Below are 13811 nucleotides of genomic sequence, written 5' to 3' on the forward strand. Positions count from 1 at the left end.
CGTGCTGAACTTCTGATTTGGCGTGGATTTCTATAGCTGTGTCTTCTGTAAGAAAAACTAACTAAGGCTGTCGGAAAAGGATGTTTCTAATGAAGCGTTTATTCTGCTTTGCCGCATTTGCGGCTGCGTTGCTGGGGCACACTTACACCGCACAGGCGGCGGGCGTGGAATTCGGGGTTGGCCAGACCGGCGACTCGACCATGACCTATCGCCTGGGCATGCAATTCGATTGGGACAAGAGCTGGCTGCAGAGCGACGTGGGTCGCCTGACCGGTTACTGGAGCGGTGCCTATACGTACTGGGAGGGGGACGAAACTTCGAGCAACCACAGCCTGTCGTTCTCGCCAGTCCTGGTGTATGAGTTTGCCGGTCAGAACGTGAAGCCTTACATCGAGGCAGGCGTCGGTGTTGCGCTGTTTGAAAACACTGAAATCGAAAGCAACAAGCTCGGCACTGCGTTCCAGTTCGAAGACCGCATCGGCTTTGGCCTGCGCTTCAATGGCGGGCATGAAGTCGGCATCCGTGCCACTCACTATTCCAACGCCGGGATCAAGTCGACCAACGATGGTGTGGAAAGCTACGCATTGCATTACACAATGCCGCTGTAACAAAGCGCTTGGCACTGTGGGAGCGAGCCTGCTCGCGAAACGTTGGGTCAGCCTGGATAATATTGGCTGACCCGGCGCATTCGCGAGCAGGCTCGCTCCCACAAAAAGCTTCTTCTACCTGTATGCCGTTGCAATGCCCTGTCGCTCTTCCAGGCATTCTGGCGCACCCATCTCGAACTCCCGGCAGATCAGCGGACGTCTTTCGTAGATCGTGCATCTCATGGTGTCGCGATCCAACGCCGCGCACCAGCCGTCGTCAAGACGCAGCATCACTTCTCCACCCCAGTCATCCGTGTCGATGAAGCGCTCGGGCACGCCGGTGTCGGTGATCAACATGACTTCCAGTTGGCAGCAGCACGCCGCACACGTTGAACACGTGACGGCCGGGGCGGGGATTTCGTGCAGCGGGATGGTCTTCATGGCGCGCAGTGTAAGGCAAGCGCGCTGTTCAGGGGTGTCCCTTGATCGGGCACTGGTAACTGTCCGAACGTGAATGCGCGCCCGCCAGCACCGTGTCGTTCGATGGCAATGGCCAAAGCAGGTTCATGGTCATGGCAGGCAGGATCACTTCAGGCGGACGTTCGGTCAGTTGGGTCAGGATGTGATCGGCTGCCGCTTCAGCAGACCAGCGAATCGACGGCGGCAAGCCATCGTCGATGGCCGGCGATGAGTTGTCGAACCCTGGGTGCACGATGGTCACGTCGATGCCATCGCGGGCCAGTTTGCCGCGAGCCGATTCGAATAGAAAGCGCATCCCTTGGTCCCCGGCCTCGAATTGCGAGGGCGGCAGATAGGTCAGCGGACTGGCGATGCCCACCAGATGGGTCCCGTTGCCGGCGCGCAGCAATGGCGCGGCCGCCTCGATACACAGGCTGGCGGCCAGCAGGTTGCTGCGCACGATGTGTTCGATGATCGATGGGTTAACGGGTTGTCCGCTGATGTATTCGGCGGTTCCGGCGTTGATGATCACGGTATCCAGGGAGCCCCATTCCTGGGCGATTCGCTCGCCCGCCTCGCGTACGGCCTGACTGTCGGTCAGATTGCCGGCCACGACCAGGACCTGTCCTGGATATCTTGCCAAAAGCGCATCGCACGGCAAGCGTGAGCTGACAGCCAGATGGGCGCCGGTACGCAGTATCGATTCGGCCAAAGTGGCGCCAATTCCGTTACCGGCGCCGGTCAGCCAGTATCGCCGTGGCGGTGTCGAACCCATTCCTCACTCCTTGTTTACCGGACGATGCGCCTTTTTTAACGACTATATCGTCATACTATTGAGAATGGCAGCCCGCATCGGCCGACCCCTGTTCGTTCACCGCAAAAATCCTCAACCGGCGTCCTGCCGTGACGGCAGGTTTCTGAATGCTGCCAGGGCACGGGCCCTGGACTGGCTGAGGTCGACGATCGGAGCGGGGTAGTCCACCGCGCCAAACAAATCGCCACGGGTATTCGGGTTATGGACATCCGGCTTATCGAGATCGTTCAGTTCGGGTAACCAGCGTTTGATGAACAACCCCTCGCGGTCGAATTTTTCCGATTGGCTCAACGGATTGAAAATCCGGAACCAGGGCGCCGAGTCGGTGCCGGTCGAGGCGCTCCACTGCCAGCCGCCATTGTTTGCCGCCAGGTCACCGTCGATCAGGTGCTGCATGAAAAAGCGTTCGCCCTCTCGCCAATCGATCAACAGGTTCTTGGTCAGGAACATCGCCACCACCATCCGTAGGCGGTTATGCATCCAGCCGGTCTCCAGCAATTGGCGCATGGCAGCGTCAATGATCGGCAAGCCTGTACGGGCTTCTTTCCACGCCGCCAGTGCCTGGGGGTCGTTGCGCCAGGCCAGGGCCTCGGTTTCCGGGCGGAACGCGCGGTGGCGCGATACGCGGGGGAATCCCACCAGAACGTGTTTATAAAACTCGCGCCAGAGCAGTTCGTTAATCCAGGTCACGGTTCCGACGTTTCCGCTTTCGAACTCGCCCTGATTGGCCTGTAGCGCGGCGTGCAGGCACTGGCGCGGTGAAACCACGCCGGCCACCAGATAGGCCGACAGCTGGCTGGTCCCGGGTCTGGCCGGAAAATCCCGTTCGCTCTGGTAGTAATCGATGTGTTGCTCGACGAACGACTCGAGCCGGCGCCGGGCTTCGCTTTCGCCGGCGGGCCAGAGATCGCGCAGCGCCGCATTTGGCGGGTTGAATCCTTCGACCTGCGTCGGCAGCGGATCGCAGGTGATGGCGGTAGGCGCCTGGCGGACAGGCGCGGGCACCAGGCTCGGTAACGAAAAATGCAGACGGCTATAGCAGACCTTGCGAAATTGGCTGAACACCTTGAAATAACTGCCGGTCTTGGTCAGGACGCTACCGGGCTTGAACAGGAGCTGGTCGAGATGGCTGTGAAATTCCACGCCCTCATCCTTTAGCGCCCGGGCGACGTCGGCGTCGCGCCGGGTTTCATTCAGGCCGTATTCCTCGTTGACGTGTACGGCACCGATGCCCAGCTCGCGACATAAAGTGACCAGCACTTGCGGGGCCTGATTCCAATACTCCGTGTTGCGGATCAGCAATGGGATGTTCAGTTCCGCCAGGGCCGTGCTCAATGCCGCGAGGTTGCGCAACCAGAAATCGATCTTGCAGGGTGCATCGTCATGGGCCGCCCATTGCTTCGGGCTCGGCAGGTAGACCGCTACGCAGGGCCCCCGGGCAGCGGCGGCCGCCAGGGCGGTGTTGTCGTGCAGGCGCAAGTCGCTGCGCAGCCAGATCAATTGCATGGATTTTTCCAACTAAAGAAGTTCTCTGCGGCTCAGTTCGCGATGAGCCGATAGCGGGTCTTCGGCCCAGCTGACGTTGCTCATTGCCGCGCTTGCAGACAGCTTGGCCTGGTGAATCGAGGCGGCGGGGCCGGCGATGATGATCGGGCAGTCGAGCCCGCTCAGCAGCCTGGGCAATTGCGACAGATTCAGTGCCTGGCTGGAATACAGCAGCACGCCGCGGGCCTTGAGCCGTTCGACCGCCAACGCCAGCTCACCGGCCGGGAGCGGCCCGTCGAACACCTCCACGGGGCAGTCGGCGCTGCTTGCCAGCCAGGCGGTGAGCCACAACTGGGGCTCCTGCGGCACCTCGGACTGGTTGATCATCAACAGCGGTGCGCCGCGCAACTGGCGGTTGTTGTGGTAGATCCGACTGCCGAATTTGCTGCGCAGCCAGGAGTACAGGAAGACCTTTTCCAGCTGCGCGCCGAATTGGCTCTGCCAGCGCAATTGCAACTCGCCCAGCAAGGGCAGGAGCAACTGTTCACAAACAGTCCAAGGCGGATACAGCGCCATGGCCTGGTTCACCGACTCATCGACCTGACGCTCGGCCAGTTGCGTCACCGCCAGCATCAGGGCATGGCGCTGACGTTGCCAGTCGTCTTCCAACGGTTCGCCTGACGGCTGCGGTGTGTCGAGCAACGGTTTTATCTTGCTCACTGCCACGCCACGATCGATCCAGGTGAGGATGCTCAGGATCCGCTGCACATGTTCGCGATTGAACAAGCGATGGCCCTTGGGCGTACGGTGCGGCACGATCAACCCGTAGCGCCGCTCCCAGGCTCGCAGCGTGACGGCATTGACGCCGGTTTGCCGGGCGACTTCGCGGATGGGCAGCCAGCCCTGCGCGAGGGCCTTGGCGAAATCGGCGCCCAGGTCTTCGCTGGCGCTGGAGTCGAGTTCGTCTTTCATCAGATGGCGTTTCGCAAGCTGAGGTTCTCTGGGTGCGGTTGCAGGTAGACCTGTTGCGCGAGATAGGGGTCTGGGTGCTGACGCAGATGATGCTTGAGCAACGTCAGCGGCACCACCAGTGGCACGATACCAAGACGGTACTGCCCGATCAGGTGCTGCACCTCCTGCTTGTCATCGGCATCGATGGCGCGCTTGAGGTAACCGCTCAGGTGCTGCAGGACGTTGGTATGCGTGCGTCGGGTGGCGCATTTCTTCAAGGCCGCCATCAGCGCGCTGAAATAACGCTGGCCCAGTTCGTCGGGATCAGCCTTGCCCATGTTGCCCAACATGTTGCCCAACGCCTTGTATTGCTCAGGGTTGTGGGCCATCAACAGGTACTTGTAGCGTGAGTGAAATTCAATCAGGTCGCGTCGGGTCAGCCCCCGGCGGCGCAGGGGTTGCCAGGCGGCATAGGCGAATACACGGGTCAGAAAGTTCTCGCGCAGTACCGGATCGTTGAGGCGGCCGTCTTCTTCCACCGGCAGATCGGGGTGGCGCTCGCAAAAGGCCTGGGCGTAGACACCACGTCCGCCGCCGTCCTGCGGGACGCCGTTGTGGTCGTAGACCTTGACCCGCTCCAGCCCGCAGGACGGCGACTTCTGCATGAAGATATAGCCGCAGATGTCATCCAGCTCAGCGGCCATTTGTTGTCCGTAATCGGTCAATGGCTGGGTCACGTCGAGGTCTCGCTTCACCGTGCCGACCGCGTCGGGGCGCGCGGGGTTGCCAACCAGCCGGATCGGCTCGCGAGGGACGCCCAGGCCAATGGCAACTTCCGGACACACCGGCACGAAATCGAAGTACTCGACCAGCGTGCGGCTGCACAACGGCGATTGCTTGTGACCACCATTGAAGCGCACTTCGGCACCCATCAGGCAGGCGCTGATGGCAATTTTCGGTTTGGCGATAGCTTCGTTGGGCATGGGGCGACCTCTGCTGGGTAAATCTTGTACATATACTATTGTTTGTACAATATTTTCATCATAGGTCGGTACGCGAACAAGTCAACCGATTGTTCCAGGCCGAAGGGCGGTGTCGTGACCTGGCCGCCGGCTGCTGCCTCTCGCGACAGCAGCGGATGGCTTGGGGAATGCGCTCACTGAAGGCTGGCGTGCAAGCGACGGGCGGCATCCTGGCCACTGAGCCATGCTCCTTCGACCCGGCCGGACAGGCACCAGTCTCCGCACACATACAAGCCCAGGTCGGCATCGGCCAGGGCGCCCCATTCGTGGCTGCCGGCGGGACGGGCGTAGAGCCAGCGATGGGCCACGCTGAAGCTCGGCGCGGGCATCGCGCTGTGCAGCAGTTCTGCGAAGGCGCCGTGCAAATGCTCGATCACCGCTTCCTTGGGCATGTCGATGTGCTGGCGGCTCCAGTCGCTGGTTGCATGCAGCACCCAGGTGTCGAGCTTGGCATCGCGCCCTGGTTTACTGCGGTTGCGGGCCAGCCAGTCGAGGGGGCTGTCCTGGACGAAGCAGCCCTCCATGGGCGTATCCAAGGGTTGTTCAAAAGCCAGCGCCACTGCCCAGGTGGGGTCCATCTTCACCCCGGCGGCGACGCCGGCCAGTTTCGGCACGGCGGCGAGCAATGCCGTGGCCTGAGGCGCGGGCGTGGCAATCACGACCTGGCCGAACGGGCCGTGGGTAAATCCTTCGGCGTCCTGCAGGTGCCAGTGTTCCTGGCCACGAAAGACCTCTGTGATGCGGCAGGAAAACTGCACCTGCAGCTCGCCGAGCAGGGCGCGGGTAATCGCGCTCATGCGCGGGGTACCGACCCAGCGGGTCTGCTCGTCCGGCGAGGGGCTCATCTGCCCGTCCTGGAAGTGATAGAGCTGCGGGTTCCATTCCGCCGCCCAGCCGTTGGCTTGCCAGCGCTGGACTTCCGTGACGAAGCGCCGATCCCGGGCGGTGAAATATTGTGCGCCCATGTCCAGCGCGCCTGCGTCGCTGCGCTTGCTCGACATGCGGCCGCCGCTGCCATGGCTTTTATCGAAGAGTTGAACGACATGCCCGGCCTCCGTCAGGGCCTGGGCGGCTGAAAGTCCGGCGATGCCGGTGCCGATGATTGCGATGGGTACAGTCATGAGGGCCTCGTTTACCTTTCTGTACAGACTACGCCGTCGTTTAATCCTGTACAATTCTGGTTTTTGGTATAAGTTTTACCGTTCGCGTTTTGGCGGGTTGTCCTATTGTTAGGTACAGACCCTGTCCGATATGAAAAATGCCTACTTATAAAAATAGACTAATGGGCCAGGTAAAACGCGAGCCGAGGAACATCTCATGCACATATTGCTGACCGGCGGTACTGGTTTGATCGGACGTCAACTCTGCCGGCACTGGCTGGAGCAGGGACATCGCCTGACGGTCTGGAGTCGTCGGCCCGAACAGGTGGCGAAAATCTGTGGCGCGCAGGTGCGCGGTATCGCCAGCCTCGATGAGCTTGGCGAGCCGGTGGACGCGGTCGTCAACCTTGCCGGCGCGCCTATTGGCGACCGGCCCTGGAGCCATAAACGCAAGATGCTGCTGTGGAGCAGCCGCGTCACGCTGACCGAGGATCTGCTGGCCTGGCTGGAGCGTTGCGAACAGAAACCGCGGGTGCTGATTTCCGGCTCTGCGGTGGGCTGGTATGGCGACGGCGGCGAGCGGGAGTTGACCGAAGAATCCGGGCCGGTCAGCGAAGACTTCGCCAGCCAGTTGTGCATCGCCTGGGAAGAAACCGCGCAACGTGCAGAAGCCCTGGGCATACGCGTGGTGCTGGTTCGCACCGGCCTGGTCCTGTCTGCCGAGGGCGGCTTTTTGTCGCGGCTGTTGCTGCCGTTCAAACTGGCAATAGGCGGGCGTATCGGCAGCGGGCGGCAGTGGATGCCCTGGATCCATATCGACGATCAAATCGCCCTGATTGATTTTCTTCTGCACCGCAGCGATGCCAGCGGTCCTTATAATGCCTGCGCACCGAACCCGGTGCGCAACCGCGATTTCGCCAAGGCCCTGGGGCACGTGCTGCATCGCCCGGCCGTGGTGCCGATGCCGGAGCTTGCGTTGAAAATCGCATTGGGGGAGTTGTCATTGCTGTTGCTGGGAGGCCAGCGCGCCACGCCCACCCGATTGCAGGCGGCGGGGTTTTCATTCCGGTTCACTGAGTTGTCTGCGGCCCTGGAAGATTTGTCGGGTCGCCTTTGAAATAGGACGTTGCATGACCGATCACGCGTTGCTTCTGGTGAATCTGGGTTCGCCTGCCTCCACCTCGGTGGCCGATGTACGCCGCTACCTCAACCAATTTCTGATGGACCCCTACGTCATCGACCTGCCATGGCCGGTGCGGCGGCTGCTGGTGTCGCTGATCCTGGTCAAGCGCCCCGAGCAATCGGCCCACGCCTATGCCTCGATCTGGTGGGAAGAGGGCTCGCCACTGGTGGTCCTCAGTCGCCGCCTGCAACAGGCCATGAAAGCGCAATGGACCCAGGGCCCGGTGGAGCTGGCGATGCGTTATGGCGAGCCATCGATCGAATCGACCCTGGTGCGCCTGGCAAGCCAGGGGCACACGAAAGTCACCCTGGCGCCGCTGTATCCGCAGTTCGCCGACAGCACCGTAACCACGGTCATCGAAGAAGCCAAGCGGGTAGTGCGCGAAAAAAAGCTCAAGGTGCAGTTCTCGATTCTCCAGCCCTTCTATGACCAGCCGGAATATATCGATGCCTTGGCTGCCAGCGCCAAGCCCTACCTGATGCAGGATTACGATCATCTGTTGCTGAGTTTTCATGGCCTGCCGGAACGGCACCTGACCAAGCTCGACCCTACGGGCTATCACTGCTTCAAGGACGCCGATTGCTGCCGGAACGCGCCGCCGGAAGTCATGGCCACGTGTTACCGCGCCCAGTGTATTCGTACCGCCGAGCTGTTCGCCCGGCAGATGGGGCTGGCGGATGGAAAATGGTCGGTGTCGTTTCAGTCGCGACTGGGACGGGCCAAGTGGATCGAACCGTATACCGAGGCGCGCCTGGACGAACTAGCCAAAAGCGGCGTGAAGAAAGTACTGGTGATGTGCCCGGCATTCGTTGCCGATTGCATCGAGACGCTGGAAGAAATCGGCGACCGCGGGCGCGAGCAGTTTCGCGAAGCGGGAGGGGAGGAGTTGGTACTGGTGCCGTGTCTCAATGACGATCCGCAGTGGGCGAAGGTGTTGAGCACCCTTTGCGAGCGGGCACCGATTGCTTTGTGAGGTTCAAGGGCCTCATCGCGAGCAAGCTCGCTCCCACAGTGGATCTCGAGTGGTCACAAAATTTGTGTTCACAACAGATCCCCTTGTGGGAGCGAGCTTGCTCGCGATAGCTTTCTGACTGACGACACAAAACTCAGATCAGCGGCTCATCCGCCTTCTTCTGCTTCCAGCCATCGTTGCCCGGCAACATCAGGTTCAACGCGATCGCCACCACGGCGCACAGCGCGATGCCCTTGAGGCCGAAGTCGTCCGGGCCGGTACCGGTGCCGACCAGTACGCCGCCGATGCCGAACACCAGCGTCACCGAAACGATCACCAGGTTGCGTGCTTCGCCCAGGTCGATCTTGTGGCGGATCAGTGTGTTCATGCCCACCGCCGCGATCGAACCGAACAACAGGCACAGGATCCCGCCCATCACCGGCACCGGAATGCTTTGCAGCAGTGCGCCGAACTTGCCGACGAACGCCAGGCTGATGGCGAAGATCGAAGCCCAGGTCATGATCTTCGGGTTGTAGTTCTTGGTCAGCATCACCGCGCCAGTCACTTCGGCATAGGTGGTGTTGGGCGGGCCGCCAAACAGGCCGGCTGCGGTGGTGGCGATGCCGTCACCGAACAAGGTGCGGTGCAGGCCGGGTTTTTTCAGGTAGTCGCGACCGGTCACGCTACCCACGGCAATTACCCCACCGATGTGTTCGATCGCTGGCGCCAGGGCTACCGGCACGATGAACAGGATCGCTTGCCAGTTGAACTCCGGCGCGGTGAAGGCCGGCAGGGCGAACCAGGGGGCGGCGGCGATTTTCGCGGTGTCGACGACGCCGAAGAAAAAGGCCATGGCAAAACCCACCAATACGCCGGAGATGATCGGCACCAGGCGGAAAATGCCTTTGCCGAACACGGCGACGATCAGGGTAGTGAGCAACGCCGGCATCGAGATCAGCATCGCCGTCTGATAGTGAATCAGCTCGGTGCCGTCGCCGGCCTTGCCCATCGCCATGTTGGCGGCGATTGGCGCCATTGCCAGGCCGATGGAAATGATCACCGGGCCGATCACCACCGGTGGCAGCAGCCGGTCAATGAAGCCGGTGCCCTTGATCTTCACCGCCAGGCCCAGGAACGTATAGACGAAACCGGCCGCCATCACGCCGCCCATGGTCGCCGCCAGGCCGAACTGGCCTTTGGCAAGAATGATCGGCGTGATGAAGGCAAAACTCGACGCCAGGAACACCGGCACCTGACGCCCGGTAACGATCTGGAACAGGATCGTCCCCAGGCCCGCGGTGAACAGCGCCACGTTCGGGTCCAGGCCGGTGATCAGCGGCATCAGCACCAGCGCGCCGAAGGCGACGAACAGCATCTGTGCGCCGGACAGCACCTGACGCCAGAGCGGATCGTTGAATTCGTCCTGCATGCTCAGGCGTCCTTCTGCTTGGTGCCGAAGATCTTGTCGCCGGCATCGCCCAGGCCGGGGATGATGTAGCCGTGCTCGTTGAGTTTCTGGTCAATGGAGGCGGTGTAGATGGTCACGTCGGGGTGGGCATCTTCCACGGCCTGGATGCCTTCGGGCGCGGCGACCAGGACCATGGCGCGGATGTCCCGGCAACCGGCTTTTTTCAGCAGGTCGATGGTGGCAACCATGGAGCTGCCGGTGGCGAGCATCGGGTCGATGATCATCGCCAGGCGCTCGTCGATCTCCGGCACCAGTTTTTCCAGGTAGGTATGGGCCTGCAGGGTTTCCTCGTTGCGGGCCACGCCGACGGCGCTGACCTTGGCACCCGGAATCAGGCTCAGGACGCCTTCGAGCATGCCGATACCGGCACGCAGGATCGGCACCACGGTAATCTTCTTGCCGGCGATTTTTTCCACCTGCACCGTGCCCGCCCAACCGGCGATCTCGTAGGACTCCAGCGGCAGGTCCTTGGTGGCTTCGTAGGTGAGCAGGGCACCGACTTCCTGGGCGAGCTCGCGGAAGTTCTTCGTGCTGATGTCGGCGCGGCGCATCAGGCCGAGTTTATGTCTGATCAGCGGGTGGCGGATCTCGAGGATGGGCATGGGGAAGGCTCCGGCGGCGGGCAAAAAAACCGGCCTAGATTAATCTATCCGAGGGTGTTGTCCTATAGACAATACAGAACGTTAGTCCACAAACGCTTGATCTGGCCGGGCGGGATGCGTACCTTTGCCCGCTTTTCCGCAAACGCCACCCTTGGAGAGCGCCATGTCCGCTGATCTCGAGCATATCCGTCAAGTCATGCGAGAGGCTGACTGCCTGTACACCGAAGCTGAAGTCGAAGCGGCCATTGTCCGTGTCGGTGCGCAAATCAACGATCAGTTGGCTGACCGCAACCCGGTGGTGTTCTGCGTGATGAATGGCGGGCTGATTTTCTCCGGCAAACTGCTGACCTGCCTGAACTTCCCGTTGGAAGCTTCCTATCTGCACGCCACCCGCTATCGCAACGAAACCAGCGGCGGCGACCTGTTCTGGAAAGCCAAGCCGGAAGTCTCGTTCATCGACCGCGACGTGCTGATCATCGACGATATCCTCGATGAAGGTCACACCCTGGGCGCGATCATCGACTTCTGCAAACACGCTGGTGCCCGTGCCGTACATACCGCCGTGCTGATCGACAAGGACCACGACCGCAAGGCCCGTCCCGACCTGAAGGCCGACTTCGTCGGGCTGCCGTGCATCGATCGCTACATTTTTGGCTACGGCATGGACTACAAAGGCTACTGGCGTAACGCCAATGGTATTTTTGCCGTCAAGGGGATGTAACCGTATGGATCGGCCGACGTTCCTGGATCAAGCCCTGTTCGATGAACTGGCCGAGAAAGCCGCGGCCAATCCCCGTGGACGGCAACACCACAACCTTCACCAGATGGACGAACCGTGCCATCGCATGGCGGTGGGCTTGCAGCCGTCTACCTACATCCCGCCGCATCGCCATTTGAGCGCCGACAAGGCGGAAACCCTGTTGGTGCTCAGGGGCCGGCTCGGTGTGTTGATCTTCGATGAAACCGGGACGGTGATCGACAAGCGAATCCTCCAGGCCGGCGGTGACTGCCTCGGCATCGACCTGCCGGCCGGGGTATATCACGGCCTGGTCGTGCTTGAAGCCGACAGCCTGATGTTCGAATGCAAGGCCGGCCCGTACCGGCCGGTGGGCGACGGTGAGCTGGCTCACTGGGCGCCCCGCGAAGGTGAGCCCGGCGTGGCGCAATACCAGGCCTGGATGCGCGCTCAGTTCGATTGATCGGCATCCCCTGTGGCAAGGACGCTTTTGTGGCGAGGGAGCTTGCTCCCGCTCGGTTGCGCAGCAACCGCAAGATGGCCTGCTGCGCACTGGAGCGCCAGCCGGCCCAGCGGGAGCAAGCTCCCTCGCCACACAATCAAACCAGTCTTGAGTGCGCTGCGCTCGCGGCCAGCCAGCGCTCACTTTTACTCCGCGCCTGTTCCAGCGTCTGCACATACGCCAACTGCCGCTGCTCGCGGTGGACCCCGGCGCGGCGCAGTTTCAGGCGTACCCTCGGTGCGGTCGCGACCAGGATCAGGCCGATGCCCTGCTTTCGATAGTCCCTGAGGATATTTTCCAGCGCGGCCAGGGCCGTCATGTCCAGCATCGGCACGGCGCTCATGTCCACGACCACCACCCGGACACTCGGGTCGAACCGGCGCAATACATCCAGGGCCTTCTCCGCCGCACCGAAGAACAGCGGCCCGCGAATGGCGTAGCAGCGAACATGCTCGGGCATGTCCAGCAAGGCCTGGTGGGCATGGCGTGGCAGTTCAGCGCTGTCGGTCAGTTCGCTCATGCGCTTGATGAACAGCCCGGCGGCCAGCAACAGGCCGACGGCGACGGCCAGGACCATGTCGAACAGCACCGTCAGGCCCAGGCAGGTCAGCAGCACCAGCACATCGCTGCGCGGGGCGATGCGCAGGGTATGCAGCACATGCCCGGCATCGCTCATGTTCCAGGCGACCATCACCAGCAACGCCGCCAGTGCCGCCATCGGCAAGTAACTGAACAGCGGCGCGAGCAACACAATCGCCACCAGCACCACCAGGCTGTGAATGATTGCCGCCAGGGGCGATGACGCGCCGCTGCGCACGTTGGTTGCGCTGCGGGCAATTGCGGCGGTGGCGGTGATGCCGCCGAACAACGGCGCCACGAGGTTGCCCAGGCCTTGGCCGATCAATTCGGCGTTGGGGTCGTGCCTGCTCCCGGTCATGCCATCCGCCACCACCGCGCAGAGCAATGACTCGATGGCGCCGAGCATGGCGATGGCGAAGGCCGGGCCCAGTAATTGGCGGAACAGGTCATAGGAAAGTATCAACGCACCGCCCTGGCCATTCGGCAGGTTCCAGGGCCAGTCGAAGCGCGGCAGGAAAGGCGGGATGCCGGGGTAGACGATGCCGTCGACGACATAGCTGAAGCGTTCGCCCAGCGTTGCGACCGGCAGCCCGCCGCGTTCGATGGCCAGCCCCAGCAACGCGCCGATCAGCAGCGCGACCAGATGGCCCGGAACGCGTGGCACCCAGCGCGGCCAGACAATCAATACGGCCAGGCATGCCCCGCCGATAATGGCGTCGCCAAGCCGTGCGCCGGGCAGCGCCACGATCAATTCGCCCAGCTGTTCGATGTAATGCGTGGCCTGGCCCGCAGTGCTCAGGCCCAACAGGTCCTTCAATTGCAGCGTCGCGATCACCACGCCGATCCCGGCGGTGAAACCGAGGATCACCGGATAAGGGATGAACTGGATCAAGCGCCCGGCGCGCATCAGCCCCAGGGCAATCAGGATCAGGCCGGCAAGCATTGTGCACAGCAGCAGGCCGCCCAGGCCGTATTGCTGAGTGATGGGCAGCAGGATGACGACGAATGCGGCCGTCGGCCCGCTCACGTTGAATCGCGAGCCGCCGGTCAGGGCGATCAAGGGGGCGGCCACCAGCACGGTGTAAAGACCGTGTTGTGGCGGCACGCCAACGGCGATTGCCAGGGCCATGGCCAGGGGGATGGCGATGATGCCGACCGTAAGCCCGGCTACCAGGTCGCCGCGCAGGCGCTCAAGGGTGTAACCGGCACGCCAGGCTTGGCGCCAGGCGGCGAACAGGGGTGGGGCGGAGAAGGCCATGATGCTCCTCGCATAGACTGGACAATAAACCCGTGGCGAGGGAGCTTGCTCCCGCTGGGCTGCGCAGCAGACCCAAAACGGGCCATTGAAATCTTTCAGACGGAACGCGTTAG

14 protein-coding genes are annotated in these 13811 nt (G+C 62.1%); 5 read left to right on the top strand and 9 right to left on the bottom strand.

Annotated features, from left to right (window positions below):
* Positions 1–89 precede the first annotated feature (89 nt).
* Positions 90–608, top strand: a complete 519-nt coding sequence (locus J3P89_RS04430) for an acyloxyacyl hydrolase (RefSeq protein ID WP_434571851.1) — start codon at positions 90–92, stop codon at positions 606–608.
* 114 nt (positions 609–722) lie between these two features.
* Here J3P89_RS04430 and J3P89_RS04435 read toward each other — a convergent pair whose 3' ends face one another.
* The 6 genes from J3P89_RS04435 to J3P89_RS04460 all read right to left on the bottom strand — a co-directional run bounded on the left by J3P89_RS04435 (position 723) and on the right by J3P89_RS04460 (position 6439).
* Positions 723–1028 (bottom strand): YkgJ family cysteine cluster protein, encoded by a 306-nt coding sequence (locus J3P89_RS04435; protein WP_434655708.1) that lies wholly within the window; start codon positions 1026–1028, stop codon positions 723–725.
* Between the two features lie 28 nt (positions 1029–1056).
* Complete coding sequence (locus J3P89_RS04440; protein ID WP_434696804.1) at positions 1057–1821, bottom strand: SDR family NAD(P)-dependent oxidoreductase; 765 nt, start codon at positions 1819–1821, stop codon at positions 1057–1059.
* Between the two features lie 111 nt (positions 1822–1932).
* Complete coding sequence (phrB, locus tag J3P89_RS04445; protein ID WP_434696805.1) at positions 1933–3366, bottom strand: deoxyribodipyrimidine photo-lyase; 1434 nt, start codon at positions 3364–3366, stop codon at positions 1933–1935.
* 12 nt (positions 3367–3378) lie between these two features.
* The gene (locus J3P89_RS04450; protein WP_434628354.1) at positions 3379–4317 is read right to left on the bottom strand and encodes a MerR family transcriptional regulator; all 939 of its coding nucleotides are present in this window, start codon (positions 4315–4317) and stop codon (positions 3379–3381) included.
* Positions 4317–5279: a YbgA family protein gene (locus J3P89_RS04455; protein WP_434628357.1), complete on the bottom strand. Its 963-nt coding sequence runs from the start codon at positions 5277–5279 to the stop codon at positions 4317–4319. Before J3P89_RS04455 ends, J3P89_RS04450 begins: the two co-directional genes overlap by 1 nt.
* 173 nt (positions 5280–5452) lie before the next feature.
* Positions 5453–6439 carry an NAD(P)/FAD-dependent oxidoreductase gene (locus J3P89_RS04460; protein WP_434571861.1) on the bottom strand — a complete coding sequence of 329 codons (987 nt, stop codon included), beginning with the start codon at positions 6437–6439 and terminating at the stop codon, positions 5453–5455.
* 196 nt (positions 6440–6635) lie between these two features.
* Between J3P89_RS04460 and J3P89_RS04465 the strand changes: the two genes are divergently transcribed.
* Positions 6636–7535: a TIGR01777 family oxidoreductase gene (locus J3P89_RS04465; protein WP_434696806.1), complete on the top strand. Its 900-nt coding sequence runs from the start codon at positions 6636–6638 to the stop codon at positions 7533–7535.
* 13 nt (positions 7536–7548) lie between these two features.
* Positions 7549–8574, top strand: a complete 1026-nt coding sequence (gene hemH, locus J3P89_RS04470; RefSeq protein WP_434696807.1) for a ferrochelatase — start codon at positions 7549–7551, stop codon at positions 8572–8574.
* A 133-nt stretch (positions 8575–8707) separates the two neighbouring features.
* Here the strand turns inward: hemH and J3P89_RS04475 are convergent, their stop codons facing one another.
* Together J3P89_RS04475 and upp are read right to left on the bottom strand one after the other, a co-directional pair.
* Positions 8708–9982 (bottom strand): uracil-xanthine permease family protein, encoded by a 1275-nt coding sequence (locus J3P89_RS04475; RefSeq protein WP_434696808.1) that lies wholly within the window; start codon positions 9980–9982, stop codon positions 8708–8710.
* 2 nt (positions 9983–9984) lie between these two features.
* Positions 9985–10623 carry a uracil phosphoribosyltransferase gene (gene upp, locus J3P89_RS04480; RefSeq protein WP_434571869.1) on the bottom strand — a complete coding sequence of 213 codons (639 nt, stop codon included), beginning with the start codon at positions 10621–10623 and terminating at the stop codon, positions 9985–9987.
* 163 nt (positions 10624–10786) lie between these two features.
* Here upp and J3P89_RS04485 point away from each other — a divergent pair, with 163 nt between their 5' ends.
* Positions 10787–11344, top strand: a complete 558-nt coding sequence (locus J3P89_RS04485) for a hypoxanthine-guanine phosphoribosyltransferase (protein WP_434696809.1) — start codon at positions 10787–10789, stop codon at positions 11342–11344.
* 4 nt (positions 11345–11348) lie between these two features.
* Positions 11349–11822, top strand: coding sequence for a WbuC family cupin fold metalloprotein (locus J3P89_RS04490; RefSeq protein WP_434696810.1), 474 nt, complete (start codon positions 11349–11351; stop codon positions 11820–11822).
* Between the two features lie 136 nt (positions 11823–11958).
* Here J3P89_RS04490 and dauA read toward each other — a convergent pair whose 3' ends face one another.
* Positions 11959–13698, bottom strand: coding sequence for a C4-dicarboxylic acid transporter DauA (dauA, locus tag J3P89_RS04495; protein WP_434696811.1), 1740 nt, complete (start codon positions 13696–13698; stop codon positions 11959–11961).
* Positions 13699–13811: the final 113 nt, after the last annotated feature.

Origin of the sequence: Pseudomonas sp. Z1-14 (assembly GCF_051132005.1) — a bacterium.
In the GTDB taxonomy this organism is placed as follows: Bacteria; Pseudomonadota; Gammaproteobacteria; order Pseudomonadales; family Pseudomonadaceae; genus Aquipseudomonas.